The 21518-nt window shown below is 63.0% G+C and carries 18 protein-coding genes; 12 read left to right on the top strand and 6 right to left on the bottom strand.

Going from position 1 to position 21518, the window contains the following annotated elements; all coding sequences use genetic code 11:
• Positions 1 to 25: 25 nt before the first annotated feature.
• Complete coding sequence (locus tag DM807_RS27545; RefSeq protein WP_069942376.1) at positions 26 to 724, bottom strand: pirin family protein; 699 nt, start codon at positions 722 to 724, stop codon at positions 26 to 28.
• Between the two features lie 186 nt (positions 725 to 910).
• Here DM807_RS27545 and DM807_RS27540 point away from each other — a divergent pair, with 186 nt between their 5' ends.
• Positions 911 to 3355, top strand: coding sequence for a UvrD-helicase domain-containing protein (locus DM807_RS27540; protein ID WP_069942377.1), 2445 nt, complete (start codon positions 911 to 913; stop codon positions 3353 to 3355).
• A gap of 4 nt (positions 3356 to 3359) precedes the next feature.
• Here the strand turns inward: DM807_RS27540 and DM807_RS27535 are convergent, their stop codons facing one another.
• A complete protein-coding gene (locus tag DM807_RS27535) occupies positions 3360 to 7829 on the bottom strand; it encodes a dermonecrotic toxin domain-containing protein (RefSeq protein ID WP_179028194.1) in 4470 nt (1489 codons plus the stop codon).
• A gap of 191 nt (positions 7830 to 8020) precedes the next feature.
• Between DM807_RS27535 and DM807_RS27530 the strand changes: the two genes are divergently transcribed.
• The 4 genes from DM807_RS27530 (at position 8021) to DM807_RS27515 (ending at position 11218) form a co-directional block, all read left to right on the top strand.
• Positions 8021 to 8947 (top strand): alpha/beta fold hydrolase, encoded by a 927-nt coding sequence (locus DM807_RS27530; RefSeq protein ID WP_179028193.1) that lies wholly within the window; start codon positions 8021 to 8023, stop codon positions 8945 to 8947.
• 75 nt (positions 8948 to 9022) lie between these two features.
• Entirely contained in the window at positions 9023 to 9442 is a 420-nt protein-coding gene (locus DM807_RS27525; protein ID WP_060492899.1) for a VOC family protein, read from the top strand.
• Positions 9439 to 10218: an alpha/beta fold hydrolase gene (locus DM807_RS27520; RefSeq protein WP_060492898.1), complete on the top strand. Its 780-nt coding sequence runs from the start codon at positions 9439 to 9441 to the stop codon at positions 10216 to 10218. Before DM807_RS27525 ends, DM807_RS27520 begins: the two co-directional genes overlap by 4 nt.
• A gap of 118 nt (positions 10219 to 10336) precedes the next feature.
• Positions 10337 to 11218 (top strand): sterol desaturase family protein, encoded by an 882-nt coding sequence (locus DM807_RS27515; RefSeq protein ID WP_060514693.1) that lies wholly within the window; start codon positions 10337 to 10339, stop codon positions 11216 to 11218.
• Here the strand turns inward: DM807_RS27515 and DM807_RS27510 are convergent.
• On the bottom strand, positions 11201 to 11887 hold the full coding sequence (locus DM807_RS27510) for a helix-turn-helix domain-containing protein (RefSeq protein ID WP_060492896.1): 687 nt from the start codon (positions 11885 to 11887) through the stop codon (positions 11201 to 11203). The genes DM807_RS27515 and DM807_RS27510 overlap by 18 nt on opposite strands.
• 194 nt (positions 11888 to 12081) lie before the next feature.
• Between DM807_RS27510 and DM807_RS27505 the strand changes: the two genes are divergently transcribed.
• A complete protein-coding gene (locus DM807_RS27505; RefSeq protein WP_012272917.1) occupies positions 12082 to 13761 on the top strand; it encodes an MFS transporter in 1680 nt (559 codons plus the stop codon).
• 63 nt (positions 13762 to 13824) lie between these two features.
• Here the strand turns inward: DM807_RS27505 and DM807_RS27500 are convergent, their stop codons facing one another.
• Positions 13825 to 14394: a hypothetical protein gene (locus DM807_RS27500; RefSeq protein WP_012272916.1), complete on the bottom strand. Its 570-nt coding sequence runs from the start codon at positions 14392 to 14394 to the stop codon at positions 13825 to 13827.
• A 36-nt stretch (positions 14395 to 14430) separates the two neighbouring features.
• Positions 14431 to 14817 carry a VOC family protein gene (locus DM807_RS27495; protein WP_012272915.1) on the bottom strand — a complete coding sequence of 129 codons (387 nt, stop codon included), beginning with the start codon at positions 14815 to 14817 and terminating at the stop codon, positions 14431 to 14433.
• Between the two features lie 164 nt (positions 14818 to 14981).
• Here DM807_RS27495 and DM807_RS27490 point away from each other — a divergent pair, with 164 nt between their 5' ends.
• Together DM807_RS27490 and DM807_RS27485 are read left to right on the top strand one after the other, a co-directional pair.
• Positions 14982 to 15164, top strand: a complete 183-nt coding sequence (locus tag DM807_RS27490) for a hypothetical protein (RefSeq protein ID WP_041166532.1) — start codon at positions 14982 to 14984, stop codon at positions 15162 to 15164.
• A gap of 150 nt (positions 15165 to 15314) precedes the next feature.
• A complete protein-coding gene (locus DM807_RS27485; RefSeq protein ID WP_041166739.1) occupies positions 15315 to 16220 on the top strand; it encodes a LysR family transcriptional regulator in 906 nt (301 codons plus the stop codon).
• A gap of 48 nt (positions 16221 to 16268) precedes the next feature.
• Here the strand turns inward: DM807_RS27485 and DM807_RS27480 are convergent, their stop codons facing one another.
• Positions 16269 to 16742, bottom strand: coding sequence for a YMGG-like glycine zipper-containing protein (locus tag DM807_RS27480; protein WP_012272913.1), 474 nt, complete (start codon positions 16740 to 16742; stop codon positions 16269 to 16271).
• Positions 16743 to 17170: 428 nt separating this feature from the next.
• Here DM807_RS27480 and DM807_RS27475 point away from each other — a divergent pair, with 428 nt between their 5' ends.
• The 4 genes from DM807_RS27475 (at position 17171) to DM807_RS27460 (ending at position 21511) form a co-directional block, all read left to right on the top strand.
• Positions 17171 to 18517: a hypothetical protein gene (locus tag DM807_RS27475; RefSeq protein WP_179028192.1), complete on the top strand. Its 1347-nt coding sequence runs from the start codon at positions 17171 to 17173 to the stop codon at positions 18515 to 18517.
• A 132-nt stretch (positions 18518 to 18649) separates the two neighbouring features.
• Complete coding sequence (locus DM807_RS27470) at positions 18650 to 19246, top strand: paraquat-inducible protein A (protein WP_012272911.1); 597 nt, start codon at positions 18650 to 18652, stop codon at positions 19244 to 19246.
• On the top strand, positions 19243 to 19887 hold the full coding sequence (locus tag DM807_RS27465; protein WP_012272910.1) for a paraquat-inducible protein A: 645 nt from the start codon (positions 19243 to 19245) through the stop codon (positions 19885 to 19887). Before DM807_RS27470 ends, DM807_RS27465 begins: the two co-directional genes overlap by 4 nt.
• Positions 19871 to 21511 carry a PqiB family protein gene (locus DM807_RS27460; protein WP_012272909.1) on the top strand — a complete coding sequence of 547 codons (1641 nt, stop codon included), beginning with the start codon at positions 19871 to 19873 and terminating at the stop codon, positions 21509 to 21511. Before DM807_RS27465 ends, DM807_RS27460 begins: the two co-directional genes overlap by 17 nt.
• The last annotated feature ends 7 nt before the right edge of the window (positions 21512 to 21518 follow it).

Genomic DNA, 21518 nt, shown 5'->3' with positions numbered 1-21518 from the left:
TACAAACAACGCAGGTCGCTGGGCGTCAGGCCACATCCACCAGCACAATCTCGCTGTCTTCGATAGCGGTCACGCGCAGTACTGCTTCCTGCTCGATTGCCACGCCGTCGCGCGCCTTGGCCCGCAACCCGTTGACCTCGACCAGCCCCTTGGCCGGCACCAGGTAACCCCGGCGTGCGGCATCGAAGCGGTATTCGGCGGTTTCACCCGCACGCAAGGTGGCCGCCACCAACCGTGCATCGGTGCGAATCTGCAGGCTGTCTTCATCACCGGCACGGCCGCTGGCCAAGGTCACGAAGCCTTCGCCACGTTCGCCTTTGGGGAACGGCCGGCTACCCCACTGCGGTGCTTCACCGGTGCGCTCCGGCACGATCCAGACCTGGAAAATGCGCGTATCGACGTCTTCCAGGTTGTACTCGCTGTGCACGATGCCGGTGCCGGCACTCATCACCTGCACATCACCGGCTTCGGTACGGCCCTTGTTGCCCAGGCTGTCCTGGTGGCTGATCGCGCCTTCACGTACATAGGTGATGATTTCCATGTCGCGGTGCGGATGCGGCGGGAAGCCACTGCCGGCTGCAATCAGGTCGTCGTTCCATACCCGCAGGTTGCCCCAGTGCATGCGTGCCGGGTCGTAGTACTCGGCGAAGGAGAAGTGATGGTGGGCGTCAAGCCAGCCATGGTTGGCGTGGCCGAGGCTTTCGAAGGGTCGCAGTTGCAGCATGATCGTGCTCCTTGAAACAGTGGAATGACGCCATGATGCGCTAAAGAAACATCGAAAATAAGCGTAAATATCGACTTAAAACAATCTATTTTTTGGATTGAATATGCTGACAAGCGTTATGCGCTTCATCGCCTAATCCACTGATCTGCAAGCATTCGCTGGCGATTTTCCGTCGATGCGGCGAACATGCCCGTTGTTTTGATTTTCAACGGAGTGACCGTGGCCCACGAGCAACCCCAGGCCCTCGCCGACCTTACCCCTCCTGCCCAGTTGCCCTGGTTTCGCCGCCTGGTCGCCCGCCTGCTGGGGCGTGGTCTGACCCGTTTGCAGGCCCAGCACCGCGATTCTTGGTCCCTCGGCCACGCCACTGGCTATGAGGCTGGTCGCCAGGTGCTGGTGATTCGCGATTCGCGCCCCGACACAACCGCTGTGCCTGGCCAGGACGACAACCTGTTCGACGACTGGCGCCTGCCGTTGACAGCCGAGCTGAAGAAGCGCTTCAAGGCGGATGTCGCCCAGCGCCTGCCTACCGAGGCGCAGCCCAGCGCCGCGCAATGGAAGCTGATCTTCAGTGACACCCCTTCCACCTGCGTGGTGGCAGGCGCCGGGGCAGGCAAGTCCACATCGTTGGTGCTGCGCATCCTGCTGTTACGCCATTACCTGGGCTATGAGCTGGATGCAATGACCGTGGTGACCTTCACCCGCGAGTCGCGTAAGGACTTCATCAAGCGCCTGTTGCAGGTCTTCGCCCTGTGGCAGATCAACCTGCAACCGGTGCAGGCCCGCGAGCTGGTGCGCACCTTCCATTCGCGCATCCTGCCGCTGGTGCGCAGCCTGCCGGGCTTCGGCCAGGTGCGAGCATTCGAAACACTGGGCAACGAGATGCCTGCAGGGCGTGAAGCCGAGGCTGACAGCAACCCGTTCGATCTGCGCCTGAACGACGCCCAGCGCCAGCAGCTCAACCAGTGCTACAGCAGCTTGTTGGGCGAGAGCCCGCGTTTTGCCGAGCTGGTAGGCCTGTTGCGCAGCGAAGCGTTGCAGCTCAAACCGCTGGACCCGAACAACCCCGACGTGCAGAAGCGCGCCCAGGTAACCCAATTGGCGGCCCAGCGCGACGAAGAACTGTGCGACGTGATCGAGGACCTGTGGTTCGCTGCCGGTGCCTGGCCGATCAAGGGCATCGAACCCTGCCGCGAAACCGTCGATATCCGTGGCAGCCGCTTTCATGTGCATGGCCGTCTGCAAGGCCAGGGGCCGTTGGTGGTGCTGGGCTTCGACCCGGCGGAAAGCGCGCAGTACCAGCGCCCTGGCGCCAAGCTGGCAGTGCGTGCGGAGTGGGCGGTCAAGCGCACGCTGTTGCAGGCTTTCTGCGACAGGCCACTGATCTGGCTGGACAACTACGCCATGGCCCGGCGCCTGGCCGCATCGTTGGCAGGCGATGCGGTGGCTGGCCCCGGCTTCGAGTACAAGGTCAAGGGTGAATTGGCCCCGGCGCCACTGCTGGATGCATTCGTCAGCGCGGCCAACTTCATCGAGAACCTTGGCCTGGACGTTAACAACGCGGTGGCGGCCATGAGCTTCCCGTCCGGCGACAGTGATGCACGGTTCTTCGAAGCCCTGGCGCTGTATTGGAAAGCGCTGGAAATGCACCTGCTGGACCAGTCGCCACCGGTGATGAGCTACAACCGCATGTTCGCGCTGTTCGGCGAAAACAACCCGGAAAACCTGCAACTGCTGCCCGACCCGTTGCTGCGGCCATTGGCGCACCTGATGATCGACGAGTTTCAGGATGTGTCGCCGCAGATCGTCAGTTGGCTGCGTGCCAGCCTCGCCGAAATCCGCCGACGCGGCCCGGCCATGCACACTGGGCGCCACGCCCAGCACTCGTCGCTGCTGTGCGTGGGTGACGACTGGCAGTCGATCTACGGCTGGCGTGGCAGTTCGCCCAAGTACTTCATGGAGTTCACCAAGGCCTTCCCGTCACCGGCCAATACGCGGGTAATGCTGGTGGACAACTATCGCTGCCAGCAGCAGGTGATCGACGCGGCCGAGCACCTGGTCAAAGGCACCCCGGCGATTGCCGGCAAGAAAGCCCGTGCCAGTGGCCCGGCGGCCGAGCTGCCCGGCTCGCCGGTCAAGGTGTTCGACCGTGACGAGGCCGCCCTGGGCGAAACGCTGATCGAGCATTACCAGCGGGGCGAGACGGTCATGATGCTGTACCGCAAAGGCAGCGACAGGGCCTTGATGGCCGAGCACCTGCAAGGCGTATTGCACGCCGACGCGGCGCTGCCGGCCGAACAGCGTCGGCTGCGCCAACTGACTTACCACAGTGCCAAGGGCCTGCAGGCCGATGCGGTGTTCATGCTGGGTGACTGCCAGTACCTGACCAGCTCGCCCTACAAGAATCAGGTGTATCGCCAAGCCGGCTTGGGCAAGGCTGGTGATGCGCAGCCGTTCGATACGGCGCAGAAGGAAGAGGTGCAACGCCTGGCCTATGTGGCGGTGACCCGCGCGGTGCAGCACTGCTACTGGCATGTGGAGGCCGCCAACGGCGATGCCGCGGTGGCCCCACGGGCGTCGAGCCAAGTGGATGGCAGGCAGGCCTTTTTCGAAGACCTGCGCGGGCAGTAGGGCGCTATCTGTTCGGGTCTTGCAGGCGGGTAAGCGTTTCGAACAACGCTTCGCGCTGCTGCTCACGCCCGGCGTTCAGGCGCCGGCTGGCCAGGTCGTAAGCCTGGCTGCCAAGGTCCATTCTTTGCAATTGACCACTGCCGTCCAACGCTGGCGCGGGCAGCGCCTCGCCGATGGCTTGCAATACCGTACCATCCAGCGAAGTGACGGCTTCGTTTTCAGCGTCCAGGCAATAGTCCAGGTACTGCATGCCTTGGTACCACCGCTCATCGAGCGTGGCGAACTGGCTGGCGAAGTGCTGGGCAAGGTAACGTTGCCAGCTGGGCTGCCGCGCAACCCATGCCCTGCGCTCTGTGGCGGTTTGGTCGAATTGCCGGACGGCGTGTTCGACATTGCTTTCCACCCGTGTCGAAATCATCGCTTCGCGGCGATACAGCATGCCTTGGCTGGTTTCTGGAAAGTCGAGTGGCACTGCCAGTGACTGGCGCAAGGCCAGGCGTATTTCGATCAGGTCCGTCCCGCCAGTGAGCAGGGCGTTGTCACTCAGCTCGTCGAGGCTGTCCAGCGCAGGCACATCAATCCTTGCGGGCTGTGCCTGGGCAGGTAGCCGCTCCAGCTCCAGCAAGCGTGCCTGGCGCGCCAGGCGAGCGAGCTGGATCCGTTCGCCCAGCGCGTTGACCATTTCCCGGCGATAGAGGGTTCTGAAAAAGTTGAACAGGTAGGCGGGGCGCTCTGCTTCCTGGGCCAGTTGGCTGAACACCTGTGCTTCAATTTCGAGGGCGCTGAACGCATCGGTACCGGCGTCGCCACAGGTGGGCGGGTAGTCTTGCGCGACATTGTCCAGATGGGTGCGCAGCGCCTCATCCTGCCAGGCCTGTTCGAGCAACCGCCAGACCTGATTACTCAGCCCGCGCAAATCCTGCTCGGCTTGCTGCGAGCGAGTCACGCGTTCGATGACATCGCGTAAATGTCGGTTTGCATCGCCCTCGAACAATTCGTTCCAAAGCTGTGTCTGTTCTGGGCTGGCATCCACGAGCCAGAACTCCTCGCTGATATCCGACAGTTGATCGTCGCTGTGCACTTCGACGCCGGCCGCGCGTAGCCGGCGGTTGCTGTTGGCATCCAGGTCGTTTTCGTTGAAGTCCCACAAGGCATCGCGGTTTGCACGCAGGGCATCGGCAAAGGGGCTGGTCAGCAACTGGTTAAGGTCCGGCACCTCGGCGATCGGGTTGTAGCTCAGGCTGAGGTGGCGCAATTGCAGGTCGGCCTGCGCCATCAGTGATGTGAGGCCGCGCGGCCACTCATGCAGGCTGCAGTTGCGCAGTTGCAGGTTGGTCAGGCGGGTCAGACCGGTCAGGTCGGGGGCCTGACCCAGCGGGTTGTTGGTCAAGCGTAGGCCGCGCAATTGGTGCAGGCCGGTGAATCGTGCTGCCAAGGCATCACTCAGCGTAATGTGGTTGTACTCCAGATCAATGTATTCGAGGGGAAGCTGTGCAAGGGTCTGCAGGTCGGCTTCGCTTAGCTGCAGCCTGTTCAGACGCAGGCTCAGCCGGCGCAGGCGGGTCAGGCCGGTCAGGTGTTGGCGCATCCCGTCGGTCAGGCTGCCCAACTGGTTGTTGCCCAGGTCCAGCTCTTCCAGTTGCGGGGTGGACGCCAGTGCACGGAACAGGCCGTCGAAATCGAGCTCTGGGCTTTGCGCCAGGCGCAGGGCGCGCAACGAGGGGAAGCTCTGGAAGAAGTCTGCAGGTAACTGACGGATGCCGATAGCGCGAATGTTCAGGGTGGTGATGTGATCGAAGCGCGCCGGCAGTGATGGCAGGGCGTCGACTTCCAGGCCTTGCAGTGTCAGGCTGTCGGGGTCGTCACGGCGCCAGGCGGCATTGAACAGGTCGCGTACCTCGTTGCGTGCGTTGCGCTGGTTCTCGTTGCCTTGACTCGCCCAGTCACGCAGCGTGTTGTCGAGGCTGTTGCGCTCGGTTTCCAGCGCCCTGATCTGCGCCGCTACGTCACCGCGCTGGCGCAGTTGGCCGAGCAAGGTATTGCGCTCGCTTGAACTCAGGCTGGGGTACAGTGCCCGCAATCGTCTATTTGCCGTATTGGTCCAAGGCAGCCTTCCACTGAGTGGGTAGCCAAGGCGGCCATCGGCCAGGCGCATCGGCGAACGGTAGCCCGGCCTGATGGGTTGCTGCCCGATCCGCCGTGCCGCATGCGCCCGGTTGGCAATCGCCACCTCATACCGTTGGTGAGGATCAAGCTCAGGGTGTTCGGCCTTGAGTGCGGCATCCAGCACTTCACTGTCGGCAGTGGCCAGGTCAGGGCGATACAGCCCCAGCAAGGCCCTGCTCAAGCGGGCATGTGCCTGAAGCCGCCGGGCCTCTTCGGCGACGCGCAAAGGCACCCTGCCTTGGGCCAGGCGTAGGCGCTCACTGGCGCAGGTCCTGGCCATGAGCTGCCGGATGGCGCGCCCCGGCAGCCCCGGAAACTGCCTGGCCAGGGGGTGGGCTCGTTCGGCAGGGCTGAGCTGATCCCGTGCGCTAAGGCGGTCGAGTGCATCGGCCAGCAAGGCAGGCGGTTGCTGTGCGGCAACCTGGGTTTGGCGAAGTTCGTCGCCTTGCACACCGGAGCACGCTAGCGCTGCCTTCAGCGCTTCGTCAGTCAGGCCGTCACTGATTGGCCCTAAGCGGCGCAACAAATACAGGTCATCCCATTCCAGCGGCGTTTCATGTTCTGCGCGCCATGCGCCTGCACCGTATTCGCGCACTACCGGCCGATAAGCCTGTGGGGCCAGTGGGTGGGGGATGCGCCACTGGCCCCGCTCATACACCTGTTCGTAGACAACACCATCGATGCGAATGTAGTGGCGCCCGTCTACCGTGTAACGGCCTTGTGCGTCGGGCTCAAGGTGTTCGGCAATCGATACCGGGCTTGCACGGTCCTTCAACGTGGGGTTCCACAGGTAGTCATTGCCATCCTTGACGATGCTCTGCATGGCATCGACGAATCCTGAGGCCTTCAGCGCTATGGTGGCGCCGCCCATGGCAGCCACTGTGACAATGTTCAGCAACACCGACTCAAGCTGGGCCACAGCCGCTTCATTGTCACCTTCCTCCCACGCTGAAATGCCCTCGAACACGCTGCCCATGATCTGCGCGGCGCCGATGGTCAGCATGATCGGGTTCAGGCAGGGTACGACCATGGCAGCGACATTCAGCACGGTCATGCCCAGGTCCAGCCAGTATTCGATGTTCTGCAAACGTACCCTGGCGTCAACATCTTCTGTGGGAACCGCCACCTGGCGAGCATCGGCCCGCAGACGTACAAGATGGCGGGATTCCAGCTGTGCCCAAGGGACATCTGGCAAGGTGCTGTCGATGGACTCCAGATGTATCGACTTGCGAGGTTGCCGCTGCGCTCCCTGGTCGGCGTTGCTGTAAAGGGCGCGCTCAAGCTGCTGGTTCAACGCTGCCTGTTGCGATTGCAGCGCCAGGGCGACGAAGCGCTTGCGGTAGTCGTCCTGCAGCAGTTGCTGGCGCAGGTACTTGCGTGCATCGCCCAGCGAGGCAAATTCCCTGAGCGCATCGCCATCTGCCGGGTTGTAGAGAAATACCGGGTCATGGGTGCGGTTTTGCGTGGGCGCGATGAACAGCAGTTCGTGGATCGGGATGCCAAACAATTGCAGCTGCCAGCAACGCAGGGGGCGGCCCTGATAGGTGGGGTCGGCGTTTTCGGCACCGAGGCCATGCAGCGCGAAAGCGCTGGCGTGGCTGAGGTGGCCTTTGCAGGCCGCAATACGGGTTTGCACGCGGAACTCGTCACGCCGTGCAGTGATGGCCAGTGACTGCAGCTCGGCTTTGTTTGCACCGCCGTAGACCTGGTCAAGGTGCTGCTGGTAGCGCTGGCCCAGGTCAAGCGCACGGCACTGGTCGATGAACCCCGCCACCGACATCCCTGCGATTGGCCTGATGTCCTGGCGGCCGTGCTGCAGGCGGCTGAAACGGGTGGTATCGGCAGTTCCTTCGAAATTGTGCAGGGCCGCTTCGAGCAGGCTGCGATACTGCGGGTCACCTTTGGGTACGATCTCGCCCAGCTCACCTGGTACTACAGGGCCACTCGGTATCCCGTCCGGTTGCCTGACGGCGGTGGCTTGATAAACGTATTGCGCCTGAGTGACCGGGGTGTCGATGCCCAGCTGCTTTTGCAGCAGTGGGGCGCAGAACGCAGTGACGCCCTGCAAGTCGCTCAGCGCAGCCTGCAGGGCCCTGCTGCTGGCGTCGCGAGTGGCGATGGCGCGCTGCACGGCCTGACGGGTGAGTGGGTCTGCCTGGCTGTACCAAGGGTAAGCATTGCCTTCGGCATCCTGATAGTCCTTGCGCAAGCGCGCCAGGATGCGACTGGCGTGTTCGCTGTGCAGCGCCTTGCTCCAGCCGGGCAGGGACTGTGTCATTTGCGCGTGGTGGTAAGGGGTGTGGCTCATGTCGTAGCTCCGTGGTCGGTCGCCGCTATGGAGCCGCAGGCGCAGGCGCGAGGTGCGGTAGATAATTGCCTGCCCGAGTCGGTGATGCACATGCAGTTGTCGGCGAGGGGCCAGCAGGTGAGCCGTGGCTGGGCCAAGGTGGTGTGCCGGCCTGACGAGTACGCGCCAGGCACCAGTCAGGGAGAGAGAGCATGCGTTCGCCGTTCAGTCCCAAGGACCATTTACTGGACCTCGACGGTATCGAGATTGCTGTGCGCTGTTGGGGCCCGGAAGAGGGGATACCGGTACTGGCCCTGCATGGCTGGCTGGACAACGCCGCCTCGTTCGAGCGCCTGGCACCGATGCTCGATGGTTGCTTCGTGGTGGCGCCCGACCTGGTCGGCCATGGCCGTTCCGACCATCGTCGTCATGACAGTGGCTATTACCTGTGGGAACACGCCCAGGACATGCTGGCTGTGGTCGACAGCCTGGGCCTGGCGCAGTTTCATGTGCTGGCCCATGGCATGGGCACTGGCGTAGCGTCGCTGCTGGCGGCCATGACCAGTGGCGTTGCCAGCATGACCTTCCTCGACGGCATGGGTGCACCGTTCACGGTGGCCGAGGATGACCGCGTGCAGCACCTGGCACGGGCCTACCGGCTCAAGCGCATGGTACAGCGCATCCAGTTGCCGGGTTTTGCCGAGCCGGACGCGGGCCGCTTCGACGACCTGGACACCGCCCTGGCGCAACGCCGCGAACGCCTGGACACCGAGCTGTCGGAGGGTGCCGCACGGCTGTTGGCGTTGCGCGACCTGCTGCAACTGGGCGATGGCTATTGCTGGCGCCACGATCCACGGCTGGTGCTGCCCGAACCCATGCCGCTGACCGAGCGCGAAGCCTGCGACCTGCTCAGCCAGATCCGCTGCCCGTTGTACCTGCTGTTTGGCCGCCAGGGCGCATTCACTGGCGAGGCCTTTATCCGGCGTCAGGCCGCCTTGCCCAGCCAGGCGAAGGTTTCCTGGCACCCGGGCGGGCACCACTTCCACCTGGACGCCCCGGACCGCGCGCTGGTCGACCAACTGCTGCGTATCTTGACGCGCCATGAAGGGGGCGTGCTGCAACGGTTGGTTAACGAGTAGCTGATTCTGGCCACGCCGGGCGAAGCTGGGCTATGGTGGCGACGGTACTCGCACACACGGCATAAGGAGCCCGGCATGCGACCGTTCGCTATCAAGCACATAGACCATCTTGTTCTGCGGGTCCGTGACCTGCCGCGCAGTGTTGCCTTCTACACCGAGCTGCTGGGCTGCAATGTCAGCCGGGTGCGCGAAGACCTGGGCATGGTGCACCTGGCCACGGGCACAGCGATGATCGACCTGGTGACCCTGGACGGCCCGCTGGGCCAGCCAGGCGGGGCGGCACCGGGGGTGGAGGGGCGCAACCTGCATCACTTCTGCCTGCGGATCGAGCCGTTCGACGAGGCCGCACTGACGGCCTACCTGGAGGCCGCCGGGGTAACGGTAGAGCCTGCGGAAAAGCGTTATGGCGCCGAAGGCGAAGGGCTCTCGCTGTACTGCTACGACCCGGATGGCAACCAGGTCGAGTTGAAGGGGCCGGTGGCGGAGGCGGTATGAGCGGCCTGCACATTCGCGAGCACTGGATCGACACCGCGTCAGGCAAGCTGTTCGCCCAGCAGTGGGTGCCGCTGCAGGCACAGGGGGCGCCTATCGTCCTGTTGCACGATTCGCTGGGTTGCGTGGCCTTGTGGCGCGACTTCCCGGCGCAGCTGGCGCAGGCTACCGGGCACCAGGTGATCGCTTACGACCGCTTGGGCTTCGGTCGTTCCGACGCACACCCCGGCAGGTTACGCCTGGGCTTTGTCGAGAACGAGGCGCAGCAGGGCTTCACGGCCCTGCGCGAGTACTTTGACATAGCTGATTTCATTGTCTTCGGTCACAGCGTTGGCGGCGGAATGGCCGTGGCCTGCGCTGCGGCATTCGCCAGCCAGTGCATGGGGTTGATCACCGAGTCGGCGCAGGCCTTTGTCGAAGCCCGCACACTTGAAGGCATTCGGTCAGCGGACCAGCAGTTTGCCGAGCCTGGGCAACTGCAGCGGCTGGAGCGCTACCACGGCAGCAAGGCCCAATGGGTACTGCGCGCCTGGGTGGACAACTGGCTGGCCGAGGATTTTGCCGACTGGAACCTGGATACCGTTTTGGCGCAGGTTCGCTGCCCCTTGTTGAGCCTGCATGGCGATAACGACGAGTTTGGCTCGTCGGCGCACCCCGAACGACTGGTGGCGCTGGCGGGTGGGCCTGGGGTGGCGCGACTGCTGCAAGGCTGTGGGCATGTGCCACACCGGGAGCAGGCAGAGGTGGTGCTGGCGGAGGTCGTGCAGTTCTTGCGGTAACGGTTTTTTCAAGCCAACGCGGGCGATTTGCAGGCGCGGCCATGCATGCGCCGTTCTTTCAAGCGCTCACCTGGGCTGAGGCTCAACACTGGCGGCTCCTGACTACCTGGAGTCGCCCATGCGCACCCTATACGCCCCACTGTTCTTCTTCGGTTTCATTGCCGCCGCCTTGTCATTGGCAGCCCACCCGTTGTGGCTGGTGCCACTGCTGGCCAGCGCAGTGCTGCTGTCATTCGCCTGTGAGCGGCTCATGCCTTATAAGGCTGCCTGGAACCAGGCACAAGGCGATGGCCGTCGCGACCTGTGCCATGCGCTGTTCAACGAGTGCCTGACCCTCGCCAGCGTGGCAGCCATCCCGCTGCTTGCCCACTGGCTCCCGGAAACGGGCCTGTGGCCGGGCCACTGGCCGTTGGCCTTGCAGTTGCTGCTGGCCATTGCCTTGGCCGACCTGGGCATCACGCTGGTGCACTACGCCAGCCATCGCAGCCCGCTGCTGTGGCGGCTGCATGCGGTGCACCACAGTGTCACCCGCTTGTACGGCTTCAACGGTTTGATGAAACACCCTATACACCAGTTGCTCGAAACCTTGGGGGGCACCTTGCCGTTGCTGCTGCTTGGCTTGCCCGTCGAGGTGGCATCGCTGCTGGCGTTCAGTGTGTCTATCCAGCTGTTGCTGCAGCACAGTAACGTGGACATGCATATTGGCGGCTGGCGCCATGTGTTCGCCTGGGCACCGGTGCATCGCTTGCACCACCTGAAGTACGGCACTACCGGCGACGTCAACTTTGCGCTGTTCTTCCCCCTGTGGGACCGCCTGCTTGGCACGCGGCTGTACCTGCCAGGCTATACGCTGGCGGACGACGACATGGGCATCGGTGATCGGCCGGACTATCCGCAGGCGTACCTGGCGCAACTGCGTGAGCCGTGGGCAAGCGCAGATGTTCAGCCACCGGCGGTATTGCCGGCAGGCCTGCGTCAGGCGTTAGCCGAACGTACGTAGGCGCAAGCGGCGCAAAGCGGTACCTGGGCTGAGGCCGAATTGCTGGCGAACGCTGCGGGTGAAATGTGCCGAATCGGCAAACCCCGCCGCCAATGCCGCTTCGGTCAGGCTGGCGCCGCCCAGCGCCTGTTGCAGGGCCATGCGCAAGCGCTGCCACAGCACCAGCCGGCGCACGGACAATTTCAGTGAGCCGCTGAACAGGCGTTCCAGTTGGCTGAGCGACAGCGCAACAGTGCTGGCCAGTTCCTGGGCCGGCAAGGCCTGTTCGTCGAGTGCGCGGATGCGCTCGAGGGCTTTTCTCAGGCGCGGGTCGAGCGGCCGGCGCGGCCAGTGCATGAGGCACTCTGCCAGTTGCTCTGCGCTGTTGCCGGCTTGCTTGCAGGCTAGGGCAAGGTCTGCCAGGTCGAAGGCCAGCGGTTCGGCAAACACGGTTAGGCACGGTACGCCATGGCTGAGGATGGCATGGGGTTGCCGCGACGCGATGAACACCTGTGGGCCGCTGCAAATCCGCTCGCCTAGGCGCACCTCGACATCCGCACCAAGGCCCACAAGCACCTGATGCGCGTAATGCACATGGCTGTCGGTCCTGCCCAGCGTAGACCGCAGCAGGCAGTGATCGTCCGCCAACCAGATATCGCCCTGCCAGCCGGGTGTTGCCGTGTCGTCCATGCTGCCCTCTGGTGTATGGCCAGGCGGGTGGATATCCCGGCAATCCCGATTATGCTTCATTTACCTTGCTGCGATCCGAGGCGGCCCGCCTCGTCGTGCTTCGCGCAATCCAAAGCAAGCCCCAGCGCCTGGGTGCGACGGTGAAGTGGTTGTGAGGTGCTCCGGCCTGCATGACGACATGACGGAGGCAACCCATGGCGGTTCTCGACAGCGCATCCACGGGCAGTAGCGCGCCCCAACGCGGTATCACCAAGGAGGAGCGCAAGGTCATCTTCGCCTCGTCCCTGGGCACAGTGTTCGAATGGTACGACTTCTACCTGTACGGTTCTCTCGCCGCGATCATCGCCAAGCACTTCTTTGCCGGGGTCAATGAAACCACCTCGTTCATCTTCGCGCTGCTGGCGTTCGCCGCCGGGTTTGCGGTAAGGCCGTTCGGCGCCATCGTGTTCGGCCGGCTGGGCGACATGATCGGGCGCAAGCATACCTTCCTGATCACCATTGTCATCATGGGCCTGTCGACCGCACTGGTGGGCTTGCTACCCAGCTACAGCGCGATTGGCGTGGCTGCGCCGGTCATCCTGATTACCCTGCGCCTGCTGCAAGGCCTGGCCCTAGGTGGTGAATACGGCGGCGCGGCCACTTATGTGGCCGAACATGCACCCAAGGGCCGACGGGGCTTCTTCACCGCCTGGATCCAGACCACGGCCACGTTGGGGCTGTTCCTGTCGTTGCTGGTGATCATGGCGTGCCGCACCGTCATGGGCACCGAGGTGTTCGAAGCTTGGGGTTGGCGGGTGCCGTTCCTGTTGTCGATTTTGCTGCTGGCGATTTCGGTGTACATCCGCATGCAGCTCAACGAGTCGCCGGTGTTCATGAAGATGAAGGCCGAAGGCAAGGCGTCCAAGGCACCGCTGACCGAGTCGTTCGCCCGCTGGGACAACCTCAAGGTGGTGATCATGTCGCTGCTGGGCGGTACCGCAGGGCAGGCGGTGGTGTGGTACACCGGGCAGTTCTATGCGCTGTTCTTCCTGTTGCAGATGCTCAAGATCGAGCCGCAGACCGCCAACCTGCTGATTGCCGGCTCGCTGCTGATCGGCACGCCGTTCTTCATCTTTTTCGGTAGCTTGTCTGACCGCATTGGCCGCAAGAAGATCATCATGGCCGGCTGCATCATCGCCGCGCTGACCTATTTCCCGATCTTCAAGGCGTTGACCGAGTACGGCAACCCGGATGTGTTCGTTGCCCAGGAGCAGAACCCGGTTGTGGTGGTGGCCGACCCTGGCCAGTGCGCATTCCAGTTCGACCCGGTGGGCAAGGCCAAATTCACCAGCTCCTGCGACATTGCCAAGAGCCTGCTGGCCAAGCGCGCCATTCCCTATACCAACCAGGCGGCCGAGCCTGGCAGTGTGGCGCAGATCCGCATTGGTGAGCGGGTACTGCCCAGCTTTGAAGGCAGCAGCATGGCCGCCGCGGACTTCAAAGTGCAGAGCGAGGCCTTTACCGCCACCTTGAGTGGTGCGTTGAAAGAGGCCGGCTACCCGGAAAAGGCCGACCCGGCGAAGATCCACTACCCGATGGTGCTGTTGCTGCTGACCCTCCTGGTGATCTACGTGACCATGGTCTACGGCCCGATCGCGGCCTGGCTGGTGGAGCTGTTCCCGGCGCGTATCCGCTACACCTCGATGTCGCTGCCTTACCACATCGGTAATGGCTGGTTCGGCGGTTTTCTGCCGACGGTCGCGTTTGCCATGGTGGCGGCGACCGGGGATATCTATTACGGCTTGTGGTACCCGATCGTGATTGCGGTGATGACGGCGGTGCTGGGGATCTTCTTCCTGCCGGAAACCAAGGACCGTGATATCAACCACACCTGATTAATGAAGTTGCCTGTAAGTGTCTCTTCGCGGGTTAACCCGCGAAGAGACGCGCAGAGGCTATCAATCGAAATAGCCACGCAGGCCAAAGGCATATCCTGTATCCACCTCCGTCGCCTCACCCCGGCTCCAGCGCTTCTTCAACACGAACTCGAACGCCGGCTCGTACAAGCCTTCGCGCACCAGCGCCCCGGCCAGCACCTCCACGTCGTACCAGCCATTGTCCAGCTCGATGATCGGCCGTCCCGGCACCTGGTAGCGGGCCATCAGGTCACCCAGAGTCTTGGGTGTGAAGTGCTGCAGGATGCGCCAGGTATAGAGCATCACAGCACCGTGCTCGACGCGCAGCACATAGCCATTGCGCCGATGTTTCAGGCGGCTGCCGGCTTCGCGCAGGGCCGGTGTGTAGCCATCAAGGGTGAACAGGATGCGATAGGGCAGGTTGTCGACCCCGGCCAGCGGCAGCACGATGCCTTCGCGCACCGCTTTGTCGCCGCTGTCGTCGTGAGTGAAGGCGTAGGCCAGGTCGTCCGGTAGCTCGTGCTCCTGCTTGAAGCGCTCTAGCAACTGGATATCGCCAAGCAGGAAGTAATCGACCAGGTCGTTGAGGACTTCGCGGAATTCGTGGCGCATCTGTTTTCCTTATTGGTGCGCTTAGGTTGGGGGCTTTCAGTGTTTCTGGGCGATCTGGATCAAGTTGCCACAGGTGTCATCGAACACGGCCACCGTGACGGGGCCCATGTTGGTGGGTGGTTGGGTAAACTGCACGCCCGCCGCGCACAGCCGGGTGTATTCGGCCTGGATGTCACGTACGCCGAACGAGGTGGCGGGAATACCGTCCTGCTTGAGCGCGGCCTTGTAGGTTTTGGCGGCCGGGTGCGCGTCGGGTTCCAGCAGCAGCTCGACGCCGTTGGGGTCATTGGGCGAAGTCAGGGTCAACCAGCGGTGCCGGCCCATGGGGATGTCGTGCCTGGGCTCGAAACCGAGTACGTAGTGGTAGAAGGCCAGAGCCTTGGCCTGGTCGTCGACGAGAATGCTGGTGACCACGATCTTCATAGGCGTACACCGTGTTCCTGATGCCGTTGGGTATCAGTAAAGACGTTTGGGGGTATTTAACCAGTTCGCTGTGGGCCTGCCGTGAGGGTGTTTCCAAATGGGTTGGTGCAGACGCCAGCATTTAAGTTGTTCGGGCAACACAATTCAAACCAGGAGTGAACACCATGCAAGAAGAACCCATGGATCAACTGCCCGATACCTCTGAAGCGTCGCTAGAGGACAATGCTCAACAACCGGAAAGCCTTTCCAGGCGCAAGCGGAGTGTCACCACTTCCGTGGGATTGCAATGCGAGGCAGGCTACAAGATGGTAGGTGACGACTGCGTGATGATAGCGTCGTTCGAGTGAACCGACGTTGAGGGGTGCAGGGCACCCCCCCCCCACAAAAACCTGCTCAAGCCATAGGTAAATCCTTCATCACCCAGCCCCCACTTTGCGTTCGCGGGAGGTAAAGTGTCAGGCATGATCCCAGCGCCGACAGGCGTCAAAGAGGTGCCCGTGGCTGCTTATACCCTGCGACAACTCAAGTACTTCGTTACCACCGTGGAGGCTGGCAGCGTTGCCGAGGCCTCGCGCCAGCTGTACATCGCCCAGCCGTCCATTTCCACCGCCATCAAGAGCCTGGAAGAAAGCTTCGGCGTGCAACTGTTCATCCGCCACCACGCCCAAGGCGTGTCGCTGACGCCCAGCGGCAAGCGCTTCTACGCCAAGACCCGAGCGCTGCTGCAGATGGCCCACGAGTTCGAGCAGAACGCCCTGGCCGACAACGACACCGTGGCTGGGCAGATCGATATCGGCTGTTTCGAAACCGTGGCACCGTTGTACCTGCCTCGTTTGATCGCCGGCTTTCGTCAACGTTACCCTGGCGTGGATATCCGCCTGCGCGACGGCGAGCAGCAGGACCTGATCCAGGGCCTGACCGCCGGTACCTTCGACCTGGCGTTTCTCTATGACCACGACCTGGATGGCACCATCGAGGCCGAGCCGTTGATGCCACCGCAAAAGCCTTATGTGCTGCTGCCGGAAAACCACCGCTTTGCCGGCCAGGCCCAGGTGTCGCTGCGCGACCTGTGCCCGGAGCCGATGATCTTGCTGGACGTGGCCCCCAGCCGCACCTATTTCGTCAGCCTGTTCAACGAAATGGGGCTGACGCCAAACATCGTCTTCAGCTCGCCGTCGATCGAGATGGTGCGCGGCATGGTCGGGCAGGGCTTTGGTTTTTCGTTGCTGGTCACACGGCCGCACACGGAGTACACCTACGACGGGCAGCGCTTGGCAATGCTGGACATTACCGAGCCAGTGGCGCTTTCTGGGCTGGCTGCGGCGTGGTTGAAGCGCGTGCAGCTGACCAAGCCTGCGCAGTTGTTCGTGGAGTTTTGTCGGGAAGAACTGGCGAAGTTCTGAAGCTGAGCACGCCATGCCTCACCGGCAGGGGCATGGCGTGCCGGTTGCTCAGGGGTTGACCTGATAGCCGCGCCCCTGCAGGCAGCCGCTGTAGGCGCTGGCATGGGCCTGGGTTTTTGCCTGGTCCTGGCTGCGCCTGTCCTGACGCCGGTCCTGACGCTGGCGCATGCCTCCGACCGCGGCACCGGCGGCGGCCACTTCGCCGGCACGGTTCTGCCGGTACTGCTGCTTGGCGTCGTCACCTACCCGGTCATACAGCTCGTCGTGCTGGTTGCCGCGTACCTGCGCGCCTACCGCGCCGGCGGCGGCACCCGCGGCCGCACCGCGTACCCGGCCACCGACATGCGGGTCGCTGGACGTCGCCGTGCTGTTCGCGGCATTGCTGGCGACGGTATTGCAATCGTTGATATCCAGTTGCATCTGCTGGCTGCTCTGGCCCTTGAGCGGCACCACCGACTGCGCCTGGGCCGCCGATGCCGCGCACAGCAGTAGCAGCAAGTAACTCCACGTGAACGTACGCATGGCACACCTCCACTGGGCGGAAAGCCCGCTTCACAGAATAGTTCGGCGGTAAGACGGTGATAGGCAAAACGACCGGAAATCGGCTCGGCATGCCAAACGGCTGGCAGTTTTTGCCGTTTCGCCTACACCTGATAGCAAGGAAGAACGGCAAGCGCTCGACAGGAGTCGACACGCGGCACAGCCCGCATACCCCCCTGCGCACACTCCGTTTACACACGCTTTCGATCAACCCTGGCCAAACGGCCTGGGATGTACGCGTTCGCTCGGCAAAAAGCCGGCAGGGAGGTGCGCCACACGCCATTCACTCACCCGTGACAGCCGGCCGCGTTCGGGCGAACTCGGCCCAAAAACAATAAAGGAGTCCCTGCATCCGCCATGGGCACGCGCCCTGTCGATGCCAGGAGTGCAGCCGATCAAGGAGATCATCGATGAACCAGCCCCAAGGAACACTTGCCACACTGGCCATGACGGCCACCCTGTACAGCCTCGCCGCACAGGCCGGTACCTACCCGGACTATGGCTACGCGCCACCCGACAGTTACGAAGGGACCAAATTTACCCTCAGCCAAAACTATCCGACGTCACCGCCCAATGGCGTGCCGGCGTTCTTCGGCAAGTTGCCTGCCAAGCGCGACAACAACTTCGAGACATGGCGCCCGTACATGGAGGCTGCGAAGCGCTATTGCCTGGAGGGCAACGTCGAGGCTGACTGGTATGTGCAGCACAACAAGGTTCGGCAGTGGTACCACATGCCGTGGCAGCATTACGGCCCGCTGGGGCGTGAGGGCATACACGGGCTGACCAAGGAGGCGCAGATTCAGGTCAAGCAACTGGCCAGCACGCAGACGGCCACCGGTCAAACCTATGCCGTGGGGATTTATAACGACATTGGCGCCTACACCATTGGGCAAGTCTGGAAGGACCCGAACAACCCAGACCCGAGCCATACCGCCCAACCCAACAGCTTTGCCAACGGCACGGTGGTGTGCAAGGCGCTGTTCGCCGACATCGACCGCAGCACGGTGCCGTTTCTGGCCAACCCGGTGCTGTGGCAGGGCTATATCACAGACACGTTCACCTCGGCCAACCGCAAGCTCAAGGACGTGGCGTTGATCCAGATGGACGTAGCCGTGCGCGACACGCGTATTGCCGAAACCGGGTGGATCTTCGGTACCTTCCAGTACAACGGGGCCATGAGCGGCAAGGCCAGCTGGGACAACCTGGTGCCGGTGGGCGTCATGTGGGGCAACGACCCTCAGGTGACCAGCAATGAGTACACCAACCCACAGCCCACCCAGACCCGTATCAACAAGGCACTGCAACAGACCGCCATCAACGCCGATACCCGTGAACTGCCGCCTACCCACTTGGGTTGGAACGGTCGACTCAATGGGCCGGTGGACAACCCCAACAGCTCCTGCCTGAGCTGCCACGCCACCGCCGAGGCGCCGCAGGTGGCGATCATGAACCCATTGTTCCAGAAAAACCCACCGAAACCGGGCTCCGCCGAGTGGATGAAATGGTTCCAGAACATCCCGGCGGGGCACGCCTTCACCCCAGGTACGCAAAGTACCGACTACAGCTTGCAGATGTCGGGTGGCCTGGTGAACTTCTACCAGTGGAAGTGCGACATGAGCGGTATCTATGCGGACGGCAGCAATGCCTGCGCCAAAGTGGCCAGCATGAAGTTGAAGATGTCGGCGCCGGGCAGAGCCGCACAGCAGCCCGTGCAGCGTGTAATGCGTGATCCAAGCCTGGAGCAGTTGCTCGAGTAGCGCTGGGCTAACCTCCGGGCAGCCGTTGCCCGGAGGTTAGCGACGATGGGCACACCCGCTGACGCATTGCGCTTTTCCCGTCTAGGCTTGCTGACGTAGGTGCTGCCTGCAGGTCTATCCGTGGGAACCAACATGACCCAGCCCCAAGATCTGATCATTTGCGAATACTGCGACACGGTGTACCAGCGTGTGCCATTGCTCAAGCACCAGCGTGCCCTGTGCCCGTGCTGTGGCGGCGTGCTGTACCGGCATACGTCGCTCACCATCGAGCAGCGGCTGGCGTTGAGTGTGACCGGTGGCGTCCTGCTGGTATTTGCCAATGCTTACCCGGTCATGACCATCGGGATGCAGGGGCTAACCCATTCGGCGACGTTGTGGGACGCGGTGCAGATCCTCAGCCACGGCAGTATCACCTTCATCGCCTTGGTCATGGCGTTGTCGATCATCTTCGCACCGCTGTTGCAGATTGCCTTGTTGTGCTGGGTGTTGAGTTTTGCCTTGGCCGGCCAGCGTGCCCCCGGTTTTGCCCTGTGCATGCGTGGCCTGGAAAGCCTGCGACCGTGGAGCATGCTGGAGGTGTGCCTGCTGGGGGCGATGGTGGCGGTGATCAAACTGGCGGGGTTGCTCGATGTAATCCCCGGTATCGGCCTGCTGGCCCTGGCCGCGCTGAGCATGCTGATCATCCATATTGCCGGCAAGGACATCCGCGACTTGTGGGAGCAGGTATGACAACCCCGGCCAACGCAGACGACCTTGGCTTGTGCCTGTGTCATGGCTGCGGCCAGGCCTGCGACATGAGTGGCGGTGCGCACACCTGCAACCGTTGCGGCGCGGCCATTCACCGACGCAAGAGCAATGCCATCAGCCGTGGCTGGGCGTTTCTGCTGGCGGCGCTGGTGTTCTATATCCCCGCCAACCTGCTGCCGGTGATGCACACCGAAATGCTCGGCAGTGGCAGCGACAGCACCATTGGCGGTGGTGTGCTGGAATTCTGGGAAGCCGGGGCCTGGGACATTGCGCTGATCATCTTCATTGCCAGCGTGGGTGTGCCCGCGATCAAGTTTTTCTCCCTCGGCCTGCTGCTGTACACCGCCCAGCGTGGTTCCACCTGGGCTTGCCGACAGCGTTCGCAGTTGTACCGCTTCGTCGAGCTGATCGGCTACTGGTCCATGCTCGACGTGATGGTGGTGGCGCTGGTGGCGGCGCTGGTGCAACTGCGCGGGCTGGGCACCATCGAGCCACGGGTGGGTATCCTGTTTTTTGGCATGGTGGTGGTGCTGACCATGTTCTCTGCAATGAGCTTCGATCCACGCCTGATCTGGGATAGCCATGCCAACGAGGGAGGCCGCATTGATGGGGCAACAGACTGACAAGCGCGACGGTACAGGTCAGGTTGACGTGCGTACACGGCGCTGGGGGGTGTCGCTGGTCTGGATCGTGCCGATTCTGGCTATCCTGATCGGCGCATCGCTGGTGGTACGCAACTGGATGCAGCAAGGGCCGGTGATCACCATTTCCTTCCACAGCGGGGAGGGGTTGGTGGCGCACAAGACCCAGGTGAAATACCGCAGCGTGGTGATTGGCGAAGTGACCACGGTGGACCTGGCCGAGGACAAGAAGAGCGTGGTGGCCAACGTGCAGCTGTCCAACGATGCCCGCTCTTTTGCCACCCAGGGCGCGCGCTTCTGGGTGGTGCGACCGCGCATCGGCGTAGGCGGGGTTTCCGGGGTGGACACGCTGCTTTCGGGCAGTTTCATCGGGGCTGATTCCGGTGAGTCGAAAGTGCCGGAAAAGTCCTTCGTCGGCCTGGAGCTGCCGCCGCCGATCACCTATGACGAAAAGGGCAAGCGTTTTGTCCTTACCGCCAGCGATCTGGGCTCGCTGGATGTCGGGTCATCGATCTACTACCGCAAGATCCCGGTCGGTGAAGTGGTCTCTTTTGCGCTGCAGGACGATGGCAAGGGCGTGGAGATTGGCGTGTTCGTGCAAGCCCCCTACGACAGCTTCGTCACCGCCGACACGCGCTTCTGGAATGCCAGTGGTGTCGATATGCAGATTGGCGCCAACGGGCTGAAGGTCGATACCGAGTCGTTATCATCGATCCTGGTGGGGGGGCTGGCCTTTGGTTCGCCCGATTTCGCCCCGCAAGCCGAGCCAGCTGCCGACCAGGCCCGCTTCCAGCTATTTGCCGACCGCGACTTGGCGCTGGCCCCTCCCCACGGCCAGGCGCAGTACCTGCAACTGCGCTTCGACCAGGCCATGCGCGGCTTGTCGGTGGGTGCGCCGGTGGAGTTCAAGGGTGTGGAGTTTGGGCGTGTTACCTCTATTCAGCTCGATTACGACGCCGCCAGGCAGACCTTCCCGGTAGTGGTGGATGCAGTAATCTACCCGCAGCGCCTGGGGCCGGTGCACCGCAAGATGCTGGCGGTGTTCAAGCACACCGAAGGCGACATGGATGGTGCGCGGGAGCTGATCGGCACGTTTGTCGAGCATGGCCTGCGGGCCCAGGCGCGCAGCGGCAACCTGATCACCGGGCAGATGTTCATTTCCCTGGATTTCTACCCCGATGCCCCCAAAGTCGCCTTCGACATGGCCGCCAACCCCATCATCATCCCCACGTTGCCGGGTAGCCTGGAGCAGTTGCAGGAGCAGCTGCAGCGGGTCGTGGAACGCATTGCCAAGCTGCCGCTGGAAAGCATCGCCGGCAACCTCGACGGCAGCCTGCGTGAGCTGCGCGCCAGCCTCAAGCAATTCAATGGCCAGACACTGCCGGATGTAAAAGTGGCGCTGGACGAAGTGCACAAGACCCTGCGCACCGCCAACTCGGCCATTTCCGAGGACTCGCCGCAGCGCGAGCGAATGGGCGAAACACTGGATGAGCTGGAACGCATGTCACGTTCGCTGCGTGACCTTGCCGATTACCTGGGCCGCCACCCCGAGTCACTGATTCGTGGCCGGCCGAAAGCGGCCGGGCCCGCAGACCTTGAGCCCTGAGGAGACA

The sequence above is a fragment of the Pseudomonas hunanensis genome (assembly GCF_013393325.1).
GTDB classification, from domain to species: Bacteria; Pseudomonadota; Gammaproteobacteria; order Pseudomonadales; family Pseudomonadaceae; genus Aquipseudomonas; species Aquipseudomonas putida_P.
This window is presented reverse-complemented; position numbering and strand designations above follow the sequence as displayed.